Here is a 23,019-nt window from a genome sequence, read left to right as displayed (position 1 = left end):
AAAAGGAAGGGTGGAGCAGGAAAATGAGAATCCGCACGAAATTATTTCTTGGCTTCGGGGCTCTGATTTTCTTGATGTTCGCCCTGGCCGGGATTGGCATTAACCGATTGTCCAATATTAAGGAAAACCTGAACGACGTTTACACGAACCGCTACACAAAGGTTTCCCTTGCGAACGGAACACGCTTCCAGGTGAACAACATGGCTTTGTATATGGCCAACCTCGTCTCGGCGGACAAGAATACGAACGTGGTCGAGGAAATGCGGAAGCTGGACTTGGCTCAAGCGGATGCCGGTAACAAATTTACGGAGCTTACGCGGTTAAGCGAATCGAATCCGGAGGAGACCAAGCTCGTTTCGGCGGTTAATGGCGCGGGCGCGGAGTTTCTGAGGTATGAGAATCAGCTGCTGGAGCTGATCCGGGCCGGCAAATACGACGAGGCCCAGACACTCCGCAATGCCTCGGGACTGAATGCGAGGGACGAGCTGGCCAAGCGGCTGGAGGAGCTTTCCACGTATCATGAAACCCGAATGAACCAAGCGCTAAGCGATATGAATACGGTGAACAGCCAAACGCTCATGATCACCATGGTTATAACCGGAATCGGCCTGCTGCTTGGCTTGGGCATTATGTTCTGGATCATCTACAGCATAACCGGCGGACTTAACCTCGTTTCCGGCATGATCAGCAGCTTTGCGGGAGGGACGATGGACCGCCGCAAGCGAATCGAGATCCGCCTGAAGGATGAAATCGGGGAAGTGGCGGCTGCCTTCCAGAACGTCGCCCTCGACCTGATGGACAAGACGGAACGGGAGCAGGAGCTGAACAAGGCCAGGGATGAGGAGAATTGGCTCAATTCCAACATGGCCGAAGTAACAACCATGCTTCAGGGGATGACGGATCTGCACCAGGTGGCACAGACCTTCATCGGGGAAGTAACGCCTATGGTGGGAGCGAGCTTCGGTGCTCTGTATGTGAAGGAGGACGAGGGCAAGCGGGCCCAGCTGAGCTTGTACGGCTCCTATGCCTTCAGCGACGGGGCACGGACCAAAACCTTCCGCCTGGGAGAGGGGCTTGTCGGCCAGAGCGCCCTGGACAAGGACGTCATCCACCTTCAGGAGCTGCCTCCCGATTACATCAAGGTAGGCTCGGGGATCGGCGACGCGATTCCGTCGAACCTGATTGTTCATCCGGTCATTTATCAAGGGGAAGTCGTGGCCGTTCTGGAGGTGGCTTCCTTCCGCCGGTACTCGGACCAACAGGTCCGCCTGCTTGAGATGCTGGCCGGTTCCTTGGCCATCATGATTCACAGCATCAACGGCCGCAACCGGGTGGAGGAGCTTCTGCGCATCTCCCAGTCCCAGACGGAAGAGCTTCAGAGCCAGTCCGAGGAGCTTATGTCCCAGCAGGAGGAGCTTCGCCTCTCGAACGAGAAGCTCGAAGCCCAGACGAAGTCTTTGAAGCAATCGGAGGAGCTTCTGCAGAGGCAGCAGGGGGAGCTCGAGCATTCGAACGAGGAGCTGCTCCGCCAAACCCAGCAGCTGGAACTGCAAATTTGGGAGACCGAGCAGATCAACCGCCAGATCGAACGGACGAAGGCGGCCCTCGAGCGCCAGGCGCTGCAGCTCGCCCTGTCCTCCAAGTACAAATCCGAATTTCTTGCCAACATGTCGCACGAGCTGAGGACGCCGCTTAACAGCCTGCTGATCTTGTCCCAGCTGCTTGCCGACAACAAGACGAAGAATTTAACGGCGAAGCAGGTGGAATTCGCGGAGACCATTCATGCTTCGGGAAGCGACCTGCTTAAGCTGATCGATGAAATCCTCGACCTCTCCAAGGTCGAATCGGGCAAGATGGACATTCACCTGGAACATATTCTGCTGAAAGACATGCTCGATTATGTCCGCAGAAGCTTCCAGCCGATCGCCCGCAAGAACCATGTGGCCTTTGAGGTGAAGGTGGACGAAGAGCTGCCGGATACGATCTATACGGACAGCCACCGGGTGCAGCAGATTCTCAAGAATCTGCTCTCCAACGCTTTCAAGTTTACGAAAGAGGGGAGCGTTACCCTGGAGATCGGCCTGACGGAAACGCCGGAGGATCTCAGGGAGCAGTTCCCCGATTCCCGGCGGGTGATCGCCTTCGCGGTCAAGGATACCGGCATCGGCATTCCGGAGGACAAGCTCGACCTGATCTTCGAGGCGTTCCAGCAGGCCGACGGAACGACAAGCCGACAGTACGGGGGGACCGGCCTCGGCCTGTCCATTTCCCGGGAACTGGCCCGGCTGGTCGGAGGAACGATTGGTATCGAAAGCGTAGTCGGCGAGGGCAGCGTCTTCACGCTCTACCTGCCGGAGACGAAGGCGGACTCCGTCTACCGGATGCTCGATGAGGTGGCCGCGGCGGCCGATGCGAAGGATACGGCACCCGAAGAGCAGGATCTGCTTGAGACGTTCGTGGAGGAGGATGTGGAACTCGAATCTCCTTCCCTCCTGGACAAGGCGGCGCTGGAGCCCTCCGGAATCGAAGATGACCGGGCCAGCATCCGGGAGAACGACAAGGTCATTCTCGTGATTGAGGATGACGTCAATTTTGCCAAGATCATTCTGGATATGGCCCGTGACCGGGGCTTCAAAGGGATTGTGGCGATGCAGGGGGATCAAGGCCTCGCTTTGGCACAAGCGTATAAGCCGGATGCCATCGTGCTGGATATTCAGCTTCCGGTGATGGACGGCTGGGCGATTCTCAATCACCTTAAGCACAACATGGAGACGCGTCATATTCCCGTTCATGTCATGTCCGTTACCGAGGACACCCAAAAGGGGCTGACCCGGGGCGCCATCTCCTACTTGACGAAGCCGATCAGCCGCGAGCAGCTGGATCAAGCCTTCTCGGGAATCGAGGAATTCTTCAACCGGGATTGCAAAAGACTTCTTCTTGTCGAGGACGATGATACGCTGAGGGAAAGCCTGGTCGAGCTGATCGGCCACGACGATCTGGTTATTACGGCAGTGTCCACCGGGGAAGAGGCCCTAAGCGAGCTTCGGGAGAATCCGTTCGACTGCATGGTGCTCGACTTGGGCTTGTCCGATATTTCCGGCTTCGAGCTTCTGAACACGATCCGTTCCGATTACCAGCTTCGTGAGCTGCCCATCATTATCTATACGGGCCGCGAGCTCGACAGCAAGGAAGAGATGCTTTTGCGCAAGTATGCCGAAAGCATCATCATCAAGAACGTCAAATCACCGGAAAGACTGTTCGACGAGACCGCTTTGTTCCTTCACCGGGTAGAGTCCAATCTTCCCGAGGACAAGCGGGAAATTCTCGAGAAGCTGCACAGCAAGGAAGCGGTCTTCAGCGGCAAGCGAATCCTGCTCGTCGATGACGATATCCGCAATGTCTTCGCCCTTTCAAGCATACTGGAGAACTACAACATGGACATTACCTTCGCCGAAAACGGCAGGGAGGCTCTCCAGCTCATTGAGAAGGAAGAGCCGTTCGATCTCATCCTGATGGACATCATGATGCCTGTGATGGACGGGTACGAAGCGATGCGGGCCATCCGTAGCATGCCGGATCTGGAGAGGCTGCCGATCATCGCCCTGACGGCCAAGGCCATGAAGGAAGACCGCAACAAATGCATTGAGGCCGGGGCGTCCGATTACATCACGAAGCCGATCAACACGGATCAGCTGCTTTCCCTGCTTAAGGTATGGCTGTATAAGTAAGGAGGTGTCTCCTATTACGGATTATCCCATTGAACCGGTCGGAGGTCCGGAGGAGGAATCCTTCGACGCCGAGGCGCCTTTATCCCGCGAGGAGGAAAGGGAGCGTATAGAGATTGAGCTGCTGCTGGAAGGGATTTTCCGCATGTACGGGTACGATTTCCGTAATTATGCCTACCCTTCCATCCGCCGGCGCATCTGGCACCGGGTCAACGCCTGGAGGCTCGGATCGATATCGGCCCTGCAGGAGAAGGTGCTTCACGATGCCCGCAGCATGGAGAGCCTGCTCTCGAGCCTCATCATCAACGTCACCGAGATGTACCGCGATCCCGAGCTGTTCCTCGCCTTCCGCAAGCTGGTGGTGCCGGTTCTGAGAACCTATCCGTTCATCCGGATTTGGCATGCGGGCTGCTCGACCGGTGAGGAGGTGCTCTCCATGGCCATTCTGCTTCATGAGGAAGGGCTGTATGACAAAGCCCGGATCTACGCCACCGACATCAGCGAGGAGGTGCTGAACCGGGCTAGGGAGGCGGTATTCCCCCTGCGGAAAATGCAGGACTACACGCGCAACTACTTGCTCGCGGGCGGAACGGGAGGCTTCTCCGAGTATTATGCCGTGAAGAACGAAGAAGTGCATTTTCACCGGTTCCTTCTCGACAACGTCGTGTTCGCCCAGCATAACCTGGTGACGGATCAGTCCTTCAACGAATTTAACGTTATTTTCTGCCGGAATGTGCTCATTTATTTCAACAAGACCTTGCAGGATCAAGTGCACCGGCTCTTCTACGAAAGCTTAAGTCCGCTAGGCATCCTGGCCCTGGGTACACGGGAATCGATCAATTTCAGTCATCATGCGGACGATTACGAAGCCTTGGACAGCCGGGAGAAGCTGTACCGCAAAATCAGGTAAGGACATCCGTCATTTGGCGGAAGGTCTGTCGGAGCAGGTTGAATCCCCGTCCGGCACGGAGCCCGGTTCAAAATAAACAGCAAGGGAGCAGGAAGATGGACATGGAATATCCAATCAATATCTTGCTGGTGGACGACCATCCGGAAAATTTGCTTGCCATCGAAGCGGTGCTTGCCGAAGAGAACTACAATTTGATTCGGGCCGGCAACGGGGAAGAAGCGCTTCGCTACCTGCTCAAGTATGAGTTTGCCGTGATTGTTCTCGATGTGCAGATGCCGGGAATGGATGGCTTTGAAACCGCCCGGTTCATCAAGGCCAGGGAAAAATCAAAGAACATCCCGATTATTTTCATTACCGCCACCAGCAAGGATACCGAGCATTTCTTTACCGGCTATTCCGTCGGCGCAATAGACTACATGGTGAAGCCGTTCATTCCGCAAACCCTTAAATCGAAAATAGAAGGCTTCGTCAGTCTTTATATAACGAACAAGACCCTCCAGCACCAGACCGAGCTTCTCCACGAGCAGACGAGCCAGCTGGAGAAAGCGAACCAGGAGCTGCTGCAGACGGCCCTTAACTTGTCCAAAGCCGAAGCCCAGGCGCGGGTGATCCGGGAAACGTCCATCGATACGATGATCACCTTCGATAACGAAGGGACAATCCTGACCGTGAACCCGGCGGCGGAAGGCATGTTCGGGTACAAAGAAGAGGAGCTGCTCGGCAACAGCATCGAGCTTCTGATCCCGACGATTTCCGAAATGGAGAATCCGGCGGCGGCTCAAGCGGGCCAGGACAAGTACATGTTCGGCAAAATCACGGAGATTGCGCCGCGGCGCAAGGACGGGACCCTCTTCCCGGCCGAGATTCAGATCGGGGAGTCGTATATCGGCGAGGATCATCTGTTTGCCTGTACCGTCAGCGACATCACCGAGCGCAAGAAGGCGGAGCAGGAGCTGATTCAGGCGAAGGAAGCGGCGGAGATCGCCTCCAAGGTCAAGACGGAGTTCCTCGCCATGATGAGCCACGAAATCCGTACGCCGATGAACGGAGTCATCGGGATGACGGATCTGCTTCTCGAGACCCCCCTTACCGAAGAGCAGAAGGAGCTCGCGGAGGTCATCCGCAAGAGCGGAGACGCCCTGCTGTCGGTTATCAACGACATTCTGGACTTCTCCAAGATTGAGTCGGGTAAAATGGAGCTCGAGAACGAGCCGTTCAGCCTCGAGGCCTGCGTGGCGGAGACCTTCGACCTGTTTACCGCCAAATCGCGCCGGATTGACCTCGAAATGGCTTATTATCTCGATCCCGAGCTTCCCGCTTACATTACCGGCGATGTGACCCGCCTTCGCCAGATTCTGATCAACCTTGTAGGCAATGCCGTTAAGTTTACGGAGCACGGCGGCATTTATGTGGTCGTCAGCAAGCTGGGGGAAAGCAAGGACAGCATCGACATCGAGTTTGCCGTGAAGGATACGGGCATCGGCATCCCGGACGATAAGCTTGAACAGCTGTTCAAGCCGTTCTCCCAGCTGGATTCCTCGACCACGCGCAAATACGGCGGAACGGGCCTTGGGCTTGCCATCTGCAAGACGCTCGTGGAGCTGATGGACGGCGGGATCCGCGTCGACCGGACGGCGGAAGCCGGAGCCACGTTCGTCTTTACGATCAAGGCCGGCCGCTGCCCTGAGGAGCTGGAGGAGCTGCTTGCCCGGCAGAAGGCGAATGCGGCTCCCGACATGGGGAACGACGCCGGGCGGGCTTCGAAAGAGAGGCGTCCGCTGCATGTTCTCGTGTGCGAGGACAACGCCACCAACCAGAAGCTCCTTACCCGCATCCTCGAAAGCCTCGGGCACGAGGCCGAGGTAGCTCCGGACGGGAAGAGCGCGGTGGAGCTCGCTCTGAAGAAGAGCTTCGATCTTGTGCTGATGGATATCCAGATGCCGGAGATGGACGGCAAGGAGGCCGCCCGGCAGATCATCGCCAAGCTGCCGGCCTCCCGCCGGCCGGTTATCATCGCCATGACGGCTAACGTCCTGAAGGAAGAGAAGGACAAGTGCCTCTCCATCGGCATGGATGACTTCATCGGCAAACCGATCAAAATCGATCAATTCCGCCAGAAGCTCGAGCAGGAATACGAGAAGCTGACAGCCGGCCGGACCAAGGAAGCCTGACCGGAAGGCTAAGGCCGCCCGTCAGGCATGAATTCGGTTGGGAAGGACCGGTGGGCGGGAGAGAAGCAGGATAAGGCCAAGAAGGCGGGTGAGCCTTCCGATAGGGCCCTCTGGGTTCGGAGGCCGGGGAAACCCGGGTTCGGACCGGAGGGCCCTTTTTCGGCGTGAAGTCAGCTTGCTGCGCTTACCCGAAAGAGGAGCAGAATCTCCGCGGCCGGGACGATCATCAGACGTGGCGAACGGATTAGGGGAAGGGACGGCAGGCTTGAATATTACCAGCCGCGCATCGGCCGGAGCTTGTTTAAACGGGGAAGGGGTTGGGTAATAAAATGATAGCACAACGGTGGCTGTCCCCAACCGGCAGCCAATCATCATAAGCGGCCCCGGCTATCCCGGGTTCGGCCCAAACCACTTAGGGAGGTTTTATAACATGGAACAAGAAAAGAAAATCGTAGGCGTGTTTCACTCGGAACAGGAAGCGATTAAAGCCATTGAAGACCTCAAGCGCCAAGGCTACAGCTCGGATGAGATTTCCGTCATTGCCAAAAACAAAGACGACGTCTCCGACATCTCCGATGAGACCGGCACCAAGGCTCCGGAAGGGCTGGCCACCGGTGCGGCTACCGGCGGAGTGCTGGGCGGGGTGACCGGCCTGCTGGCGGGTCTGGGCGCCCTGGCGATTCCCGGAGTAGGCCCGATTATTGCGGCCGGTCCGATTGTCGCCACCTTGACGGGTGCGGCGGTAGGAGCCGGAGCCGGCGGATTGGTCGGCGGCCTGATCGGGATGGGCATGTCCGAAGAGGAAGCGCACCGTTACAACGACTATGTGGACCAGGGCAATATTCTGGTTCTGGTCAATTCCCACGTGGATCGCGACCGGTATGCCTATGATACCTTCCGTACCAACAACTCGCTGAATGCGAGCACCTACGGAAGCTCGTACGGCTCGGACGTGAACCCTAACCGCTTAGACTAATCTCCAGGCCTCTACGGAGTCCAGGAGGAGCGGGCCTTCTTCCGCCTAGGAAGCAGCCGCGTAACTAACAAATGAACAGAAGCTGTCCCGAAGGTAGATCATCTACCGAAAGGACAGCTTCTTTGTTGTTTCTATTGGCTGTTCTTACCGCCCCGGGGGCAGCATACGGTCCAGCCAGACAAGCTTGGCCGCCAGCTCCTCCGCGGTATCCCGGCCGACCGACAGGCGGAGGGCGCTGTTGAACCCCCGTTCGGGGGATTCCTCCACGGCGGCCAGCCTCATAGTATCGAAACCGAAGCTGCCTCCCTGGTGTATGCACAGGGCGGGCTCCGCGGTCTCGGCCCAATGCTTGGCGAGCTCCTCGTACTCGTGGTAATGAACCACTCCCGGAAGCTGCACGTACAGAAGGGAGCCCATCCACGGCTCGCGGCCTGCCCGGAGCCCCTGGCCAGCCTGGACGGAGTGATACAGGCGGCTTACCCGACCCTCCTTCATGCGTTCCTGGAGAAACGAATAGAGGACATTCGTATTCCGGGCGAGCCGCTCCATCCGTCTTTCGAGAACGGAGCGGGAAGGGCGGGGCAGCCGCCACACCAAGGCAGGATCCGGCACGCCGGTTAACACTCCCATCAAGTGGGTGAGCCGCTCCTCGGTTTCGGGATGGGCGACGGGTTCCCCGCTCAGCACCAGAAAGCCCAGATTGGTGAGCTCCAGGCCAAGCTGCCAATACTTGATCCCGCTCTCAATGGAAACCAGCACGACATGGCCGGGCATCCGGTCGGCATACCGTTCGAAGAAAGGGTTGGCCATGCCTGTCAGCGTCCGGTCGATGATCAGAAAGAGAGGAGCGCTCTGCCGGTGGCGTTCCAGCTTACGGAAGAGGAGATCAAGATCGATCCCTTCGTGAACGGGCCAGGTCAAACCGGGCTCCAGGAGCAGGCAGCCCATCTCTTCTCCCCGGTCCAGCATGGCATAGATGTCCTCCACCGTAACGGCCCGGGCATCCGGGTACAGGTCACGGATCAGGGTAATCCCTTCATAATAATACCCGACCTGATGGTACAAGGGCAGCGGACGATCCGTCATGGTCCGGAAGAGCAGAAGAGCCACCTCCAGCGCCTTCATGCCCGAGCTCGTCAAGCAGGCCTGGGCGCGGCTTCGCGCCCCTTCGGACATGGGGTAATATTCCTGGAGAAAGGCCGTCTCATAGGCCTCGATCAAGGAACTCCCGTCTGTCCGGAAATACGAATTTTGTTCCTCGGCCTGGTTTATCCCCTGCTCCTTGACCGGGCTCCTCGTTAAGGAGGGAGAGGGCCAATCGCTGCAGGATAACAGGCCGGCCAGCTGTTTGAGTAAGAGCCGAAGCTCATACTTGATCCTAAGGAAATCTTCCGCCCGGTACCCGGCGGGGTCCGCCCGCAGCTGGTCCAGCCGGTTTCTTCTCCCCTCCAGAGCCTCCCGGTAAAAAGCAGCCGGAAGAAGCTCCGCGGGCACGCTCCGGCCGGCGAGCTCCGCCTTGTGCCCGCATTCCCCAAGCAGCCACTCCAGTTCCTCCAGGTTCTCCAGCCGTTCCCGGCGGTTCTCCTCTTCTGTATAGGACCACCCGCCGGCAAGCCCTGATTCGGGATTCCCGCTTGCTTCGTTGCCTTTATCCCTTTCCATCGGATCCCCTCCTTCAGCCAAAGTCATCCTATTTTTAACCGAAGGGGGTACCGGATAAACAAGAAGCGCTGCGACAGGAAGCAATTCACTAATCCCCTGCGGCTTTGAGAGCTAATCCTTTTGCCCCAAAGCGGAAAACCTACATAGAAGATGCACGGATTCGGTCGAACCTTGAAGAAGGATGACGGATTATGTCTATACGGTGACTTTGTACAAATCCTTTTGTAAATTTTACTATTTTTCTGATTCAACCCACCGGGCCGCGGTTAAAAACAATGTACGAGTCTTCAGGAAGGGAGGCGGAGTTGGCTTTTATCAAGATGAATGGAGACATCAGACGGGAAACAGAACGCACGCCAATCAGCGGACTCAATCCGTACACGTGTAAAACCTTCATCGCCGTCCTTCATGCGGAAGTTCACCCAGACATTACTCCTATAACATATAGATGAAAGGTGATAAAGCTTATGAAACAAACGGAGTGCGTGGCTATGTTGTTAGCAGGCGGAGAGGGCAAAAGGCTCGGTGTCCTGACGACGAATATCGCAAAGCCGGCTGTCCATTTCGGAGGCAAGTACAGGATCATTGATTTTACTCTCAGCAACTGCGTCAATTCCGGAATTGACACGGTCGGCGTGCTCACCCAATACCAGCCGATGGCGCTGAATCAGCATATCGGGAACGGGAGCCCGTGGGATTTGAACCGTCCCGACGGGGGAGTGTCCCTGCTTGCCCCTTACACCGACCAGAAGGAAACCCGATTCTACACGGGAACGGCCAACGCCGTTTATCAGAACCTGAATTATTTGGAGCAGTATAACCCCCAGTACGTACTTATCATATCCGGAGATCATATTTACAACATGGATTACCGGAAAATGCTGGATTTCCATAAAAGCAGTAAAGCGGATGCGACCATTTCTGTTATCGAGGTCAAGTGGGAGGAAGCCAGCCGATTCGGTATCCTCAACACAGACGGCCAGCACAGAGTAACGGAATTCGTGGAGAAGCCGGCCGAGCCGGAAAGCAACTTGGCCTCCATGGGCATTTACATCTTCAACTGGGATGTTCTGAAGGCTTTTCTCCTTAGAGATGACAACACACCGGAGTCGAGCAACGATTTCGGTAAAAATATTATTCCGGCCATGATTGAGCACGGAGCCAAGCTGTTCGCTTATCCGTTCCAGGGCTACTGGAAGGATGTCGGCACAATAGATAGCCTCTGGGAAGCGCACATGGACCTGCTGGACACGGATAACGGCTTCCCGCTGAACCACCCGGACTGGCCGCTTTACACCAACTGCCAAAGCCCTGGACCGCAATTCATTGCGCCCACCGCCTCCATCCGGCAGTCCATGATCAATGACGGCTGTCAGGTTTACGGAGAGGTCGACCGCTCGGTCGTCTTCCAGGGGGTGGAGATCGGAGAAGGAAGTATTATCCGGGACAGCATCATTATGCCCAATGTCGTCATCGGCAAGAACGTCATTCTTTCCAAAGCGATTATCGGAGAAGGCACGGTCATACGGGACGGTGCCGTGGTGGGAGATCTGGAAGGCAAGGAAATTACCGTTATCGGCGAGAAGGAAGTGGTGTACAAAGACACCTCCGACAAAATGCCGAAAATTTTCGCCGGCCGCAACCAGCGTCTACTGGAAAGGATCGGGTAACCGTGAACGATATTTTGGGAATCCTAAACGGATACAAAGAACGGGACGGCCTTAACGGGCTGACCCGTTCTCGCTGTCTTTCGGCGGTTCCTTTTGCCGGGCATTACCGGCTTATTGATTTTATGCTTTCCTCCATGGCTCACTCGGGAATTTCCCGGGTTTTTGTCATGGCGGGACCGAATCCGCTTGCCTTGATGGATCATCTGGCCAACGGAATGGATTGGGGCTTCGGACGCAAAAGAGGTGGGATTGCCCTTCTTCCTCCGGTTAACGGGGAATGGGATACCGCCCGTCACGAAGTGGCCCGGTTTCACAGCCATCTGAAGCATTGGCAGGATGCCCCGCAGCCGCTTGTCTTGATTGCGTCCGGCGGCGAGATCGGCAGTCTCGACTTCCGGCCTATGATTACCTCGCATGGGCGCGCGGATGCCGACATTACGGTTCTGTACCGGATGGAGGAGGAGGCAGACGGGGAGGGAGAACCTTTCCGGGTGCAGGAAGAGGAGGAGCGGCTGACGGGCGTGATGCTTATGAAACGGTCGCTATTTATAGAGCTGGTGCAGGAGGCTTATGGGAACGGACGGGAAGAGACGCTTCGCGATGCCGTTCTCCATAGGCTCGCCAAGCTAAATGTATGCGCTTACCCCATGAAAGGCTTACGGCCGTCCATTGATTCCGAAGCTGCCTATCACCGGGAAAGCCTCTCCCTGCTCGACCGGCTGGCCTGGAACCGGCTGTTCGGCGGTCCTGTTCCCATTCGAACCAAGGCAGGGGATTGCCCGCCTGCCCATTATCGGGGACGGCCTGCCGTACGCTACTCCCTGGTCGGAGGAGGATGTATCATTGAAGGGCAGGTGGAGAGCAGCATTCTTCATTCGGGCGTGAAGGTGGGAGAAGGGGCGGTGATCCGCAACAGCATCATTCTAGACCAATGCGTCATTCAGCCCCACTCGTATCTGGAGAATGTGATCCTGGAACAGCGGACCCATGTGGAACGGGGAAGGAGGATCGCCGGCACGCCCGGAAGCCCTTTCTTTGCATGCAGCTGAGCAGCGGGAGAAAAGAATGTCCAAAAGACGCCATCCTGCGCGAATCATAAGGAGGCGTCTTTATTGGACGTTGAAGAGGGGGAAACCCTCTTACCCATGCAGAAGGGACTCCCCGCCGTCGATATAAACGGAGGTACCGGTAATGTGGAACGATTCGTCCGAAGCCAGAAACAGCACAAGATCGGCTACCTGCTCCGCCGAGCCGGGCCCTTCCTGCAGGGGCTGATCTCCCTCGGGGAACTCCACGGGGATCTGGATTTCCTTCAAATCGGGGGTAGGGTGGGTATTCTTCCCGATGTTGGTGGCGATGGCCCCCGGGCATATGGCGTTGACGCGGACCTTGTACTGTGCGAGCTCCAGGGCAGCCATCTGCATGAACGCCACCTGCCCGGCTTTACTGGTGCTGTATATGCTGAACCCGAAATTGGAGAACACCCGGTTGCCGTTAATCGAGCTCGTGATGATAATGCTTCCGCCCTTGTCCTTCAAGTGGGGTATGGCATGACGGACCGTGAAGTAGGTCCCTTTCAGGTTAATATCGATCGTGCTGTTCCAATCGTTCTCCGTCATATTCTCAATCGGTCCGATGGTCCCGTTAATCCCCGCATTGGCAAACACAATGTCCAGCCGGCCCCAGCGGTCGACCGTATCCTGGATGGCCTTATCCAGCTGGTCCGGCTTGGCGACGTCAACCTCGACCGCGTGAGCGGTTCCGCCCGCCTGCTCGATTTGGCGCTGAACCTTCTCGGCATTCTCCATGACGCGGTCCACGAGACACACCTTGGCTCCATGGGCCGCCAGCTTAAGGGCCGCGGCCCGTCCGATCCCCGACCCTCCGCCGGTTACGACCGCCACCTTGCCTTCTACGCGTTTAGCAGCATTCATCCTTCTTTCATCCTTTCTGGTAAGCTCGCTTGTGCTGCAGGTTAGTGTAACCCGATGCGGCCCGGATCACTCCGGAATTAGGAAAAAAAGCGCTCCCGCCTGGTTCAGAGAACCTTAAAAAGGTTAATCATTCATAAGGCAAAGGGAGGCTGCAGCTGACCTCCTTTCCGGAAGGCTTTACCTTGTGTTATGCGTGGAACGACCATTACCCAGCGTTTCCTTCCGTTAACCGGCTGCCACTAACGACAAGCTCCCGAACAAAGCAGGAGCCGACAGACGCAACCAGATTACGGGGAGGGGTCAAGATGAACAGATGGATAGCGACAGCCGTTCTTTTCGGCGGGTTGACCGCAGCGGGGAGTTACGCCGGACCAACGGCGGATGGCAATCCGGCGGTGGACATACCGAAGACGGAAGTCTCTCACGCCTCTGTAGTCAGCCGCCCGGTTCATAAAGCTTTTACGTTTCAATCGGTAAACGGGGTTACGTTGGAGGACACCCGCCGCGGCGTGGTAGACAAGCTGGGCATTCCGGCGGATATCACGAAGGATCCTTTCCTAACCGGGGTGGAAACCTATGAATACGGGTATATGAGCGTGGATATGGACCAGGGAACGGTCAGCCGCCTGTCCATACCGGCGGAAGCGGGTACGGTGGCTATCGACGGTGTGGAGGTAGCGATTAATCCGGAATCGATTCGCCAAGCCTTGGGTAATCCGGATTATACGGCGGAGGACGGTCTCGTTTACCAACGGGGGGAGATGCTGATCAAGGTGTACCTGAATGTAGCGGAAAGCCGGATCACCCGAATCACCTACTATCCCATGTCCAACACATGAGCATAAGGGACTGTTGAGAGTCACTCAACAGTCCCTTCGAACTGCATGTTCAAGCCGTTTACCTAGGGTGCGGGCCATTTGCCGAAAACGGCCAAAGAAAAAACGGCCTTGCGGCCGCTCGTTTGGCTTAGAACATTGGGAAGACGTACCGGACTAGGAAGTAGAGAGCTCCAAAGAAGATGATAACGTAAGCCAAGTACTTGATGAAGGTGGAAGCCACTAGGCTAGAATCCGATTTTCTCTCTACCTTCGTTTGCGTTTGATCGACTTCAATGTCTCTGCGCTGATCCATCTTGATCCCCTCCTGGTATCATTGTGCTTCGTACCTACTATTACACAAATTGCAGTGGCATGAATCGTGCTTTTACGTGATATTTCTCACGGGATTTGGTATGCTAATAATACTAATTTGGATGAGGTGACCGTGCAGTGGACCGCAAAAAATTTAACGTTCAAACCAAAGAAACGGAAAATAGCACCATCCTTTATATGAAAGGGGAACTTGATTTGGCTATGGCCGTGTACTTCCGTTCGGTTCTGGAGCCGTTGATCGATTCTCCGAAGTCTATTGTCCTGAACCTGAAGGAACTGGCTTACATAGACAGCACGGGAATGGGCATTCTGATCTTCATCCTGAAGGCGCGCAACGAGCGTAAGCTTCCTTTCACCATTCAGGAGGTGCCCGCCAAAATTCAGAAGCTGTTCGATCTGACCGGTATCACCAAATTTCTGTCCGTGGAGGGAGATCCTCAAACTACAGTAAAGGCGGATGGAATGTAATGCAGCCCTTCCGGAAGACCGTTAAGCTGACGATTCCCGCCAGAGCGGAATACATTGACATTGCGCGGCTCTCGCTTTACGGCATAGCTAACAAGATGGGCTTCTCCTATGAGGACATCGAGGACATGAAGGTCGCGGTCGCCGAAGCGTGCAACAATTCCGTGCTGCATGCCTATCCGAACCGGGAGAGCGGAAGCATCGATCTGGAGTTCGATATGAAGGATACGGAGCTCGCCATCACGATCAGCGACCAAGGCAAGAGCTTTGATTATGAGGACAAGGCTAAGGAATTGTCCGCTCATCATAACAAAGAGCTGGAGCAGATTTCCGCAGGAGGGCTTGGCATTTATTTGATGCAGGCTCTGATGGACAAGGTGGAAGTGCTGAGCGGAGGAGGCACCCGCGTGGTGCTTACGAAGTATTTAACCGCCGTCAACCCGGGAGCCTGAGTAGGGAAAAAGATAGAGCAAACCAAAACCTCTCCTTGAAACGTTAATGGTTGGGGAACCTGCCATTTAACAAGGAAAGGTTTTTTGTTGTCCCAAACAAAAAAAGAGGGGATCCCTCAGCCGGTTCATGGCTCGGGGATCCCCTCTTCTAACAGGCGGCTGCCCTTATTCGATAGGAGGATTGGGCTTTTCGCCAAGGAAGGCGGCGAGCATCCAGGAATGCTTCTCCAGAGAAGTCTGAATCTGCGTCAGCATATCCGCGGTGCGGCTGTCCTTCGCTTCCTCGGCTACCTCGATTCCCTCGTGAAGCTCCGTGGAGATGAGCTCGAAGTCCTCGACCACTTGAGCCACCATTTGCGTAGCATTTTCCTTGCCGGTGGCTTCTTTAATGGAAGAGAGCGACAGGCATTCCTTCATCGTCGCCACCGGTTTGCCCCGGAGAGCCAGAATCCGTTCGGCGATTTCATCGAGATGAATGCTCGCTTCGTTGTACAGCTCCTCCAGCTTGACATGAAGGGTGAAGAAGTTCTCCCCGGTAATGTACCAATGGTAGTTGTGAAGCTTGATGAACATCACCGACCAGTTGGCTACCTGCTTGTTCAGAACTTCGACGACCGCGCTGTTCTTGGTTTTGGTTGTTGTGGCCATGTAAGGTTTTGCCTCCTTTGGGATAGGGGAAATGGGCTTCTCTTGACTTGGGGAGCTATCGTCCCCAGGCCGAAGTCTCTATGTTTGTTTACCCAATTAGCACAGGAATTAAACGGCGGGACAGAGGAGCGCGAAAGGCCGCTTCCTTGTTTCAGGGAGTAAGGAACCGGGTAACAAATAGGCAAGGAACGCGGGATCCCACCGCGTCAAACCAACCAGGGAGGCGTTAACATGATATGGCAAATTAGTGTTGCAATTATCGCACTTGCTTTTGCGGTGCTGGTCTTCTTCCTCATCCGTACCTTACATACGGTGCAGGAGTCCCTTAAGGATACGAACCAAACCATCAACCAGGTTCAGCGGGAGCTGAACGATGTAAGCGCCGAGGTGAAGGGGCTTATCCGCAACACGAATCAGATTACGATGGACGTGCGGACGAAGATGAAGGCTCTGGATTCTCTCTTCGGTACCGTGGAGAACGTAGGCGACACGCTGGAAGGCGTCACCTCGTCGCTCCGCCAAGTGTCGAACCGGTTCCGCAGCAACGTAACGAGCAACCTGGCCGAGGTCAACCAGACCGAGGACAAGAAGGTGTACAAAGCCATCAACTGGGCAAGCTCCATCTACGATATCTGGCAGCGGATTAAGGTTTACCGCATGTCGAAGGAAACCGCCCGCCACTAAAGCCTTTCAGGCAGCAGGGCAGCGCGGAGGCGAGGAAGAATGGGGAAGGTGCCGGGCAGCCGGCTCCTTTTTTCTTGCAGAAGGAGAGCGGAAGATACCGTTTTTTTCCTTGTTTCAGGGACAGGCCGTTCGGGTAATACATATATAGTTGTCTAAATAGGTTATTTTGGCGGGAGGAAACCAAATGAACGCAGAGAAGAAGTTCTATGTCACAAAGGAAGTTGCGGCCGACACGATAACGGTTTACCTGCACGGGGAGCTGGACTTGTCCATGGCACCCGAAATGCGGGCGGACTTGGAGCCCTACGTGAACCAGACGGGCAGAGGCCTTATTTTAAATTTAAAGGACCTTAAATATATAGACAGCACCGGAATCGGGATCATTATTCTTATCCTGAAACAGCGCGATGCTCTGGGAGCCTCTTTCCATGTAGCGGAGATTCCTTCCAAAATCCAGCGCTTGTTCGATATTACGGGCATTACCCAATACCTGCTCCCTAATTCCGGAAAGTCTTCGGTGGAAAGGAAAGAAGATATCATATGAAACTTGACAACCAAACGGTATGCTTAACCGTCCCCGCCGATGCGGATTTTGTTGATATTGTCAGACTGACTTTATACGGAATCGCCACCAAATGGGGATTCTCCTATGAGGAAATCGAAGATATGAAGGTAGCCGTAGCGGAGGCCTGCAACAATGCGGTCCTTCATGCTTACCGTGGACTCGAAAAGGGCTCCATGGAGGTGAAATTCGAAGGAACGGACAACGGGATTCGCATTTCCGTCAAGGACGAAGGCAACAGCTTCGATTATCAGCTGAAGGAAAGCAAGGCCGCTTCCCTCCATGACAAGCAGCTGGATGAAATCAACGCGGGAGGTCTCGGAATTTACATGATGCAGGCTCTGATGGACGAGGTTCAGGTGTTTACTAACTCCGGAACCGAGGTCGTCCTGACTAAGTTTCTTCAAAGGAATGAGGAAATGGCATGAAGTCTAATCAGGCTATGCAGGATTACTCCCAAATCATTCAAAAAATTAAAGAGTACCAGCAGACGAACTGCGAGGAGATTGTCACCTCCCTTCTGATGCAGTACGAGCCCCTGGTCAAAATGGCGGCGGGAAAAATGTCCCGTAACCGGCCCGATCTGTACGAGGATTTGTATCAGGTCGGCCAGATGTCTTTGCTGCGCCTATTTAAGCATTACGATAGCTCGCTCGGCATTCAATTCGAAGCCTACGCGATGAAGAGCTTGATCGGGCACATGAAGAATTTTCTGCGGGACAAGTCCTGGTACATTCAGGTTCCGCGCCGGATCAAGGAGAAGGGGCTGCTGATCCAGCAGACCATCGACGACTTGACCATGAAGCTGGAGCGCTCGCCGAATGTCGACGAAATCGCGGTAGCCCTGGATCTTTCCCAGGAGGAAACGATCGAGGTTCTGGCCGGCCGGGAGTGCTACAACTATGTCTCGCTCGATACCCCTTTGTCGAACGACGAGGGAAGTGCCACGATCGGGGATCTCATCGGCGGCGATGTGGATGATTATCATACCGTCGAGATGAGAATGGACCTGCAGCAGGCTTTCGTTCACCTGAAGGAAGAGGAGAAGAAAGTGCTGATGATGGCCTACAGCGAAGGCCAGTCCCAACGAACGATCGCGCAGGCGCTCGGCATTTCGCAGATGAGCGTATCCCGTATCCAGAAGCGGGCGATCGAGAAGCTGAAGGAGCATCTATCCGAGAAGAAAGGGATAGACAGCTGAGAAGGCACGTCTATCGGACGTGCTTTTTTTGCGTTCCTGAGATACTTGAAAGCCGCCTGTTTCATCGGGGGTGCCCACGGGGTAATACATAATACGAAAGTAAGCTATCTTAAAAAGGCGGTGGCTGGCATGGTGATCAAGCATCGTATCAAATGTTTTGACAGTGAGCTGCTGGTGTGCGAGACAGGGCAGAATAATTACGAGCTTACCATACAGGCATCATCGAATCCTCTTGGATTCGGAAATTCCCTGGAATCCTTCGATAACGAAGAGAAGGCGGTCTCGGCGGCGGAGCACTTCTGCAAAGTGTATACGCTTGCAAGAGAGCGGGGCTATTACCTGAAGGACAAGAAGTTTGCCAAGGCGGACAAGGAAATGATTGAGATCAGCTCGGTCTTCGGGTCTTCGGTCCCGTTCGAAACGCTGGCTCTGCAATTCGAAAATTAAAAAACGGGCTCCATGCCCGTTTTTTTTCGTGATAAAAGGCCAGTCGGGGGTTGCCTCCGGCTGGCCTTTTTTGGCTGTCTGCCCGACTCGGCGGTTCGCCGCCGCATGGCGAAAATCGGAAAGCCGGTGAAAGATGCCAATTGATCGGCGGGGGGGCTGCCCGGTAGGATAGGAGCAGGGTAAGCCGGTTTCTCGCTTATCGAATGGGCTGTCCTATAACAGCTGGAAAACAGGAGGAATCTGTCATGGCCGGAATCGTTTCAGAGAAACAATATCTTTTTGCGGAGGGTCAGCCTTTCCAAAGCAGTCATGCCTCGACGCTTGCCCTGCTGCCGGACGGCGGGACAGCGGCGGCCTGGTTTGCCGGTAGTTACGAGAAATCAAGCGATGTGGCCATCTGGATGGCTCTGCGGGGGAATGGCGTCTGGTCGGCTCCGTTCAAAGCGGCGGACGAGGAGGGCATCGCTCATTGGAACCCGGTGCTGCTTCCCTTGGAGGACAAGCTCCTTCTCTTTTACAAGGTGGGGCATGAAATTACCGATTGGTCCACCCGCTTCACGGTGTCCCGGGACGGAGGGAGAACTTGGTCGGAGCCGAGGGAGCTGGTACCGGGGGATGTCGGAGGGCGCGGCCCCGTCCGCTGCAAGCCGATTGTCCTCCCGGATGGAACGATAGCGGCCCCCGCCTCGGTGGAGAGGCATGATCCGGATGCCCCCGGTAAACAGATCTGGGAGGCCTTTGTCGACCTCTCCTCGGACGGGGGAGTTACCTGGACGAAAAGCGCCCCGGTGCCGATGGACTTAGAGAGCTATGTGGGCACCCGCCACTGGTTCGCCCGGGGGCTCATTCAGCCGACTCTGTGGTCCTCCGGCGGCAGCCGGGTCCATATGCTGCTGCGGAGCACCGAGGGCTGGATCTACCGCAGTGATTCGGAGGACAACGGACGCACCTGGTGCGAGGCGTACCCGACCACCCTTCCCCATAACAACAGCGGGATCGACGTTACCCGGATGGAGAATGGGACGCTCGCTCTGATCTTCAATCCCGTCCGCGGCTATTCGACGGAAAGCCCCCGAACCCCTCTGGTTATCCGGTTCTCGAACGACAATGGAGAAACATGGGAAGACGAAGTGGTGCTCGAGAACGAGCCCGGGGAATATTCGTACCCGGCCATCGTATCGAAGGGCCGTACCTTATATGTGACTTATACCTGGAAAAGGGACCGGATCGCCTTCTGGACGTTGACGCTGCCCGACGAGTAATCGGGCGGACATCCTGGCGATCCGGAAAGAAAGGAGAGGTTGGCTAATGGCAGCGAATGCGGAGGCCGCTTTCATCAAGGCGGCGGCGCGGGTAGCCCCATCCGAACGGCAGGCGGCCTGGCAGGAGATGGAGTTCTACGCCTTCATTCATTATACGGTCAATACTTACACGGACCGGGAATGGGGGCTCGGGAACGAGGACCCTTCCTTGTTCGCCCCCACCGATCTTTCCGCCGACCAGTGGGTCGAAGCGTGCAAGAGCGCCGGCATGACGGGCCTGATCCTGACGTGCAAGCATCATGACGGGTTCTGTTTATGGCCGAGCGCCTATACCGGTCATACGGTAGCAGCCAGCCCGTGGAAGGACGGCAGGGGGGATCTGGTCAAAGAGGTAGCGGAGGCGTGCCGCCGCGGCGGGCTCCGGTTCGGCATCTACCTGTCTCCCTGGGACCGGCATGAGCCGACCTATGGGGATTCCCCGGCGTATAACGGGTTCTTCCTGAACCAGCTGAGGGAGCTCTTGACGGGGTACGGGGAGATCTTCTGCGTATGGTTCGACGGCGCCTGCGGGGAAGGCCCGAACGGCAAGAGGCAGGTCTACGACTGGGAAGCCTATTACCGGCTCATTCGGGAGCTGCAGCCTCAGGCTGTTATTTCGGTGTGCGGCCCCGATGTGCGCTGGTGCGGCAATGAGGCGGGGCATACCCGGCCGTCCGAATGGAGCGTGGTTCCGGGCCATTTGCGGGATAACGAGAAGATCCAGGAGCAGTCGCAGCAGGCGGATGACGGCCGGTTCGCGGCACGGATCCGGACCGATGACCGCGACCTGGGAAGCCGGGACGTGATCCGCCCCTTCGCCGATGATCTGGTCTGGTACCCCGCGGAGGTCAACACCTCGATAAGGCCGGGGTGGTTCTACCATGCCTCGGAGGACGATAAGGTCAAATCGCTTGAGGAGCTGCTGGCGGTTTACTACGGGGCTGTCGGCGGCAACGCCACCTTCCTGCTGAACCTGCCCCCGGACAAGCGGGGGCGAATTCACGAGAATGATGCCGTCCGGCTGAAGGAGCTCGGGGAGGCGCTTCGCTCCGCGTTCCGGACCAATCTGGCAGCGGAGGCCGCCATGGAGGCGTCGGAAACGAAGGACGAGGAGAATCGGGCTTCCCATGTACTCGACGGCCGGCGCGAAACGTTCTGGTGCCCCAAGGAAGGGACCGAGCGTGCTTCGATCGAGCTCGACTTAGGGGAGCCCCAAACGTTCAGCCGGGTGGTGCTGATGGAGCATCTGCGGTCCGGGCAGCGGGTGGAAAGCTTCCTCCTGGAAGGCAGAACGGAAGACGATTGGAAGGAAATTTACCGCGGAACCGTGATCGGCTATAAGAAAATAGCTGTCTTCCCTCCGGTGACCTTCCGTTACCTCCGGATAACCATTCTCGAATCGAGGTGGTGCCCGACGCTGTCCTTCCTTGGGGTTTACGGGCCGGAAGGGGAAAATGGCAAAGCAGGCGATAATGGAGCATTGTGCCCCCCGGGGAAAAAGGATATACCGTAGGGGGACTTGTTAACGATGGGATGGGAGGAATCAGCATGAGTGAAAAGATAGACAACAACGAGGAGCAGCACGAAGCGATCGTGGAAACGGGCGTTCACAACTTCAGCAAGGAAGAGGAGTGGGTGAAGCCGGAGGATCCTCTGCTCTTGGAGCGGCTGGAATGGTTCAAGGACCAGAAGCTAGGCCTGATGATGCACTGGGGACCGTATTCCCAGCTGGGCCTGGTGGAATCGTGGGCCCTTAGCGATGACGACGGGAACTGGTCCCGGGACGACATCAACTGGACGGACGACATGGAGGAATTCAAGCGCCAGTACTTCGACCTGAACCGGACGTTCAATCCGGTGCGCCTGCAGCCGGACGTGTGGGCGGAACTTGCGGCCGACAACGGCTTCCGCTACTTCCTCTTTACCACCAAGCACCACGACGGCTTCTGCATGTGGGACACCCACACGACGGATTACCGGGTCACCGGACCGGACACTCCTTTTCATACCCATAAATATGCGGACATCTGCCGGGAGCTCTTCGATGCGTTCCGGGCCAAGGGACTGGCCATCTCCGCTTATTTCTCGAAAGCGGACTGGCATACTCCGTATTATTGGGCCCCGGGCATGGAACGCGGCCGCCACATGTGGCGGGGACCGTCCTATGACCCGGAGAAGTATCCGTGGCTGTGGGAGAAATTTGTGGACTTCACCCATGAGCAGATCATGGAGCTCCTGACGAAGTACGGACGCATTGACTGCCTGTGGCTCGATGCGGGCTGGGTACGCGAAGGCCGGAGCGGCCAGGACATCCGTCTCGGCGAAGTCGTGGAAAGAGCCCGCCGGACCCAGCCGTGGCTGCTGGCCGCGGACCGGACCGTAGGCGGGCCGTATGAGAATATTGTCACGCCGGAGCAGACGATCCCGGAGCGGCCCATGAACATCCCGTGGGAAAGCTGCATCACGATGGGCACCTCCTTCTCGTTCCGGTATGAAGACACCTACAAAACCCCGCGGCAGTTGGCTCATATCCTCCTCGAGGTGGTGGCCAAGGGCGGGAACCTCGCGCTTAACGTTGGTCCCCAGCCGGACGGACGGCTTCCGGAAGGTGCCATCCGCAGCATGAAAGGGCTCGGCGCCTGGCTGAAGGAAAACGGCGAGGGCATCTACGGAACGCGGGTTTGCGAGCCGGCCTTTACCGGCGAATGGGCGTTCACCCGCAAGGACACGACCGGCTACGCCTTCCGTCTCTACCGCAGCGAAGCGGAGACGGTCAGCCGGCAGCTTGTCATTCCTTACCCGGGGGACGTCTCCCGCATCGAGCTTATCGGCACGGAAGAGGCGCTGGAGTTCGAAAGAACGACGGACGGATGGGCGGTCACCCTGCCGGAGACGGCGCTTTCGGAGAAGGCTCCAATCACCCATGCGTTTCGCATGGTGACCCGCTGAGAATAACGGATCCCCGGGACCTGGGTACAGGTTCCGGGGATTTTTTCAATGCGGGAGAAAATTGTTAAGCGGGTGTTAAGACGCGTTTTTCCCTTGCGGGGCAAGGGGTTT

The 23,019-nt window shown here is 56.4% G+C and carries 21 protein-coding genes; 17 read left to right on the top strand and 4 right to left on the bottom strand.

The features are described 5' to 3' along the window. Positions 1-23: 23 nt before the first annotated feature. The 4 genes from MJA45_RS23460 (at position 24) to MJA45_RS23445 (ending at position 7,782) form a co-directional block, all read left to right on the top strand. Entirely contained in the window at positions 24-3,728 is a 3,705-nt protein-coding gene (locus tag MJA45_RS23460) for a response regulator (RefSeq protein ID WP_315604317.1), read from the top strand. 28 nt (positions 3,729-3,756) lie between these two features. Beyond that, a complete protein-coding gene (locus MJA45_RS23455; RefSeq protein ID WP_407083171.1) occupies positions 3,757-4,635 on the top strand; it encodes a CheR family methyltransferase in 879 nt (292 codons plus the stop codon). Between the two features lie 95 nt (positions 4,636-4,730). After that, positions 4,731-6,806 (top strand): response regulator, encoded by a 2,076-nt coding sequence (locus tag MJA45_RS23450; protein ID WP_315604316.1) that lies wholly within the window; start codon positions 4,731-4,733, stop codon positions 6,804-6,806. 430 nt (positions 6,807-7,236) lie between these two features. After that, positions 7,237-7,782, top strand: coding sequence for a general stress protein (locus MJA45_RS23445; RefSeq protein ID WP_315604315.1), 546 nt, complete (start codon positions 7,237-7,239; stop codon positions 7,780-7,782). A gap of 144 nt (positions 7,783-7,926) precedes the next feature. On the opposite strand, the gene MJA45_RS23440 is transcribed toward MJA45_RS23445, so the two are convergent. Further along, positions 7,927-9,444, bottom strand: coding sequence for a hypothetical protein (locus MJA45_RS23440; protein WP_315604314.1), 1,518 nt, complete (start codon positions 9,442-9,444; stop codon positions 7,927-7,929). Positions 9,445-9,911: 467 nt separating this feature from the next. On the opposite strand from MJA45_RS23440, the gene MJA45_RS23435 reads away from it, so the two are divergent. Both MJA45_RS23435 and glgD read left to right on the top strand, forming a co-directional pair. Next, on the top strand, positions 9,912-11,114 hold the full coding sequence (locus MJA45_RS23435) for a glucose-1-phosphate adenylyltransferase (RefSeq protein ID WP_315604313.1): 1,203 nt from the start codon (positions 9,912-9,914) through the stop codon (positions 11,112-11,114). Between the two features lie 2 nt (positions 11,115-11,116). Continuing rightward, positions 11,117-12,163, top strand: coding sequence for a glucose-1-phosphate adenylyltransferase subunit GlgD (gene glgD / locus MJA45_RS23430; RefSeq protein WP_315604312.1), 1,047 nt, complete (start codon positions 11,117-11,119; stop codon positions 12,161-12,163). A 90-nt stretch (positions 12,164-12,253) separates the two neighbouring features. Here the strand turns inward: glgD and MJA45_RS23425 are convergent, their stop codons facing one another. Then, positions 12,254-13,048: an SDR family oxidoreductase gene (locus MJA45_RS23425; protein ID WP_315604311.1), complete on the bottom strand. Its 795-nt coding sequence runs from the start codon at positions 13,046-13,048 to the stop codon at positions 12,254-12,256. 305 nt (positions 13,049-13,353) lie between these two features. Here MJA45_RS23425 and MJA45_RS23420 point away from each other — a divergent pair, with 305 nt between their 5' ends. Continuing rightward, positions 13,354-13,887, top strand: coding sequence for a hypothetical protein (locus MJA45_RS23420; protein WP_315604310.1), 534 nt, complete (start codon positions 13,354-13,356; stop codon positions 13,885-13,887). Positions 13,888-14,014: 127 nt separating this feature from the next. Here the strand turns inward: MJA45_RS23420 and MJA45_RS23415 are convergent, their stop codons facing one another. Continuing rightward, on the bottom strand, positions 14,015-14,179 hold the full coding sequence (locus tag MJA45_RS23415; protein WP_315604309.1) for a hypothetical protein: 165 nt from the start codon (positions 14,177-14,179) through the stop codon (positions 14,015-14,017). A gap of 137 nt (positions 14,180-14,316) precedes the next feature. Between MJA45_RS23415 and MJA45_RS23410 the strand changes: the two genes are divergently transcribed. After that, complete coding sequence (locus MJA45_RS23410; RefSeq protein ID WP_407083069.1) at positions 14,317-14,667, top strand: STAS domain-containing protein; 351 nt, start codon at positions 14,317-14,319, stop codon at positions 14,665-14,667. Beyond that, on the top strand, positions 14,667-15,116 hold the full coding sequence (rsbW, locus tag MJA45_RS23405; RefSeq protein WP_315604308.1) for an anti-sigma B factor RsbW: 450 nt from the start codon (positions 14,667-14,669) through the stop codon (positions 15,114-15,116). Before MJA45_RS23410 ends, rsbW (MJA45_RS23405) begins: the two co-directional genes overlap by 1 nt. Before the next feature lie 165 nt (positions 15,117-15,281). Here rsbW (MJA45_RS23405) and MJA45_RS23400 read toward each other — a convergent pair whose 3' ends face one another. Next, entirely contained in the window at positions 15,282-15,764 is a 483-nt protein-coding gene (locus tag MJA45_RS23400; protein WP_315604307.1) for a Dps family protein, read from the bottom strand. Between the two features lie 231 nt (positions 15,765-15,995). Here MJA45_RS23400 and MJA45_RS23395 point away from each other — a divergent pair, with 231 nt between their 5' ends. The 8 genes from MJA45_RS23395 to MJA45_RS23360 all read left to right on the top strand — a co-directional run bounded on the left by MJA45_RS23395 (position 15,996) and on the right by MJA45_RS23360 (position 22,908). Next, positions 15,996-16,448 (top strand): DUF948 domain-containing protein, encoded by a 453-nt coding sequence (locus MJA45_RS23395; protein ID WP_315604306.1) that lies wholly within the window; start codon positions 15,996-15,998, stop codon positions 16,446-16,448. Positions 16,449-16,632: 184 nt separating this feature from the next. Then, the gene (locus MJA45_RS23390) at positions 16,633-16,992 is read left to right on the top strand and encodes an STAS domain-containing protein (RefSeq protein WP_315604305.1); all 360 of its coding nucleotides are present in this window, start codon (positions 16,633-16,635) and stop codon (positions 16,990-16,992) included. Further along, on the top strand, positions 16,989-17,438 hold the full coding sequence (gene rsbW, locus MJA45_RS23385) for an anti-sigma B factor RsbW (protein WP_315604304.1): 450 nt from the start codon (positions 16,989-16,991) through the stop codon (positions 17,436-17,438). The genes MJA45_RS23390 and rsbW (MJA45_RS23385) overlap by 4 nt, the downstream gene beginning before the upstream one ends. Next, positions 17,435-18,211 (top strand): sigma-70 family RNA polymerase sigma factor, encoded by a 777-nt coding sequence (locus MJA45_RS23380; protein ID WP_315604303.1) that lies wholly within the window; start codon positions 17,435-17,437, stop codon positions 18,209-18,211. Before rsbW (MJA45_RS23385) ends, MJA45_RS23380 begins: the two co-directional genes overlap by 4 nt. Before the next feature lie 129 nt (positions 18,212-18,340). Further along, the gene (locus MJA45_RS23375) at positions 18,341-18,658 is read left to right on the top strand and encodes a hypothetical protein (protein WP_315604302.1); all 318 of its coding nucleotides are present in this window, start codon (positions 18,341-18,343) and stop codon (positions 18,656-18,658) included. Between the two features lie 245 nt (positions 18,659-18,903). Further along, positions 18,904-19,920: a sialidase family protein gene (locus MJA45_RS23370; RefSeq protein WP_315604301.1), complete on the top strand. Its 1,017-nt coding sequence runs from the start codon at positions 18,904-18,906 to the stop codon at positions 19,918-19,920. A gap of 46 nt (positions 19,921-19,966) precedes the next feature. Next, entirely contained in the window at positions 19,967-21,472 is a 1,506-nt protein-coding gene (locus MJA45_RS23365; RefSeq protein WP_315604300.1) for an alpha-L-fucosidase, read from the top strand. Positions 21,473-21,507: 35 nt separating this feature from the next. Beyond that, complete coding sequence (locus tag MJA45_RS23360; protein WP_315604299.1) at positions 21,508-22,908, top strand: alpha-L-fucosidase; 1,401 nt, start codon at positions 21,508-21,510, stop codon at positions 22,906-22,908. Positions 22,909-23,019: the final 111 nt, after the last annotated feature.

Origin of the sequence: Paenibacillus aurantius (genome assembly GCF_032268605.1) — a bacterium.
In the GTDB taxonomy this organism is placed as follows: Bacteria; Bacillota; Bacilli; order Paenibacillales; family NBRC-103111; genus Paenibacillus_AO; species Paenibacillus_AO aurantius.
The sequence above is the reverse complement of the archived record's forward strand: the minus strand, read 5'-3'. Positions and strand labels throughout refer to the sequence as shown.

Excerpts from the sequence above, each read along its gene's own strand:
- MJA45_RS23380 (WP_315604303.1), top strand. The coding sequence starts at position 17,435 with ATGAAGTCTAATCAGGCTATGCAGGATTACTCCCAAATCATTCAAAAA.
- rsbW (WP_315604308.1), top strand. The coding sequence starts at position 14,667 with ATGCAGCCCTTCCGGAAGACCGTTAAGCTGACGATTCCCGCCAGAGCG.
- MJA45_RS23445 (WP_315604315.1), top strand. The coding sequence starts at position 7,237 with ATGGAACAAGAAAAGAAAATCGTAGGCGTGTTTCACTCGGAACAGGAA.
- MJA45_RS23360 (WP_315604299.1), top strand. The coding sequence starts at position 21,508 with ATGAGTGAAAAGATAGACAACAACGAGGAGCAGCACGAAGCGATCGTG.
- MJA45_RS23395 (WP_315604306.1), top strand. The coding sequence starts at position 15,996 with ATGATATGGCAAATTAGTGTTGCAATTATCGCACTTGCTTTTGCGGTG.
- MJA45_RS23450 (WP_315604316.1), top strand. The coding sequence starts at position 4,731 with ATGGACATGGAATATCCAATCAATATCTTGCTGGTGGACGACCATCCG.
- MJA45_RS23425 (WP_315604311.1), bottom strand. The coding sequence starts at position 13,048 with ATGAATGCTGCTAAACGCGTAGAAGGCAAGGTGGCGGTCGTAACCGGC.
- rsbW (WP_315604304.1), top strand. The coding sequence starts at position 16,989 with ATGAAACTTGACAACCAAACGGTATGCTTAACCGTCCCCGCCGATGCG.
- MJA45_RS23435 (WP_315604313.1), top strand. The coding sequence starts at position 9,912 with ATGAAACAAACGGAGTGCGTGGCTATGTTGTTAGCAGGCGGAGAGGGC.
- MJA45_RS23440 (WP_315604314.1), bottom strand. The coding sequence starts at position 9,444 with ATGGAAAGGGATAAAGGCAACGAAGCAAGCGGGAATCCCGAATCAGGG.
- MJA45_RS23420 (WP_315604310.1), top strand. The coding sequence starts at position 13,354 with ATGAACAGATGGATAGCGACAGCCGTTCTTTTCGGCGGGTTGACCGCA.
- MJA45_RS23415 (WP_315604309.1), bottom strand. The coding sequence starts at position 14,179 with ATGGATCAGCGCAGAGACATTGAAGTCGATCAAACGCAAACGAAGGTA.
- MJA45_RS23390 (WP_315604305.1), top strand. The coding sequence starts at position 16,633 with ATGAACGCAGAGAAGAAGTTCTATGTCACAAAGGAAGTTGCGGCCGAC.
- MJA45_RS23365 (WP_315604300.1), top strand. The coding sequence starts at position 19,967 with ATGGCAGCGAATGCGGAGGCCGCTTTCATCAAGGCGGCGGCGCGGGTA.
- MJA45_RS23370 (WP_315604301.1), top strand. The coding sequence starts at position 18,904 with ATGGCCGGAATCGTTTCAGAGAAACAATATCTTTTTGCGGAGGGTCAG.
- MJA45_RS23375 (WP_315604302.1), top strand. The coding sequence starts at position 18,341 with ATGGTGATCAAGCATCGTATCAAATGTTTTGACAGTGAGCTGCTGGTG.
- MJA45_RS23460 (WP_315604317.1), top strand. The coding sequence starts at position 24 with ATGAGAATCCGCACGAAATTATTTCTTGGCTTCGGGGCTCTGATTTTC.
- MJA45_RS23400 (WP_315604307.1), bottom strand. The coding sequence starts at position 15,764 with ATGGCCACAACAACCAAAACCAAGAACAGCGCGGTCGTCGAAGTTCTG.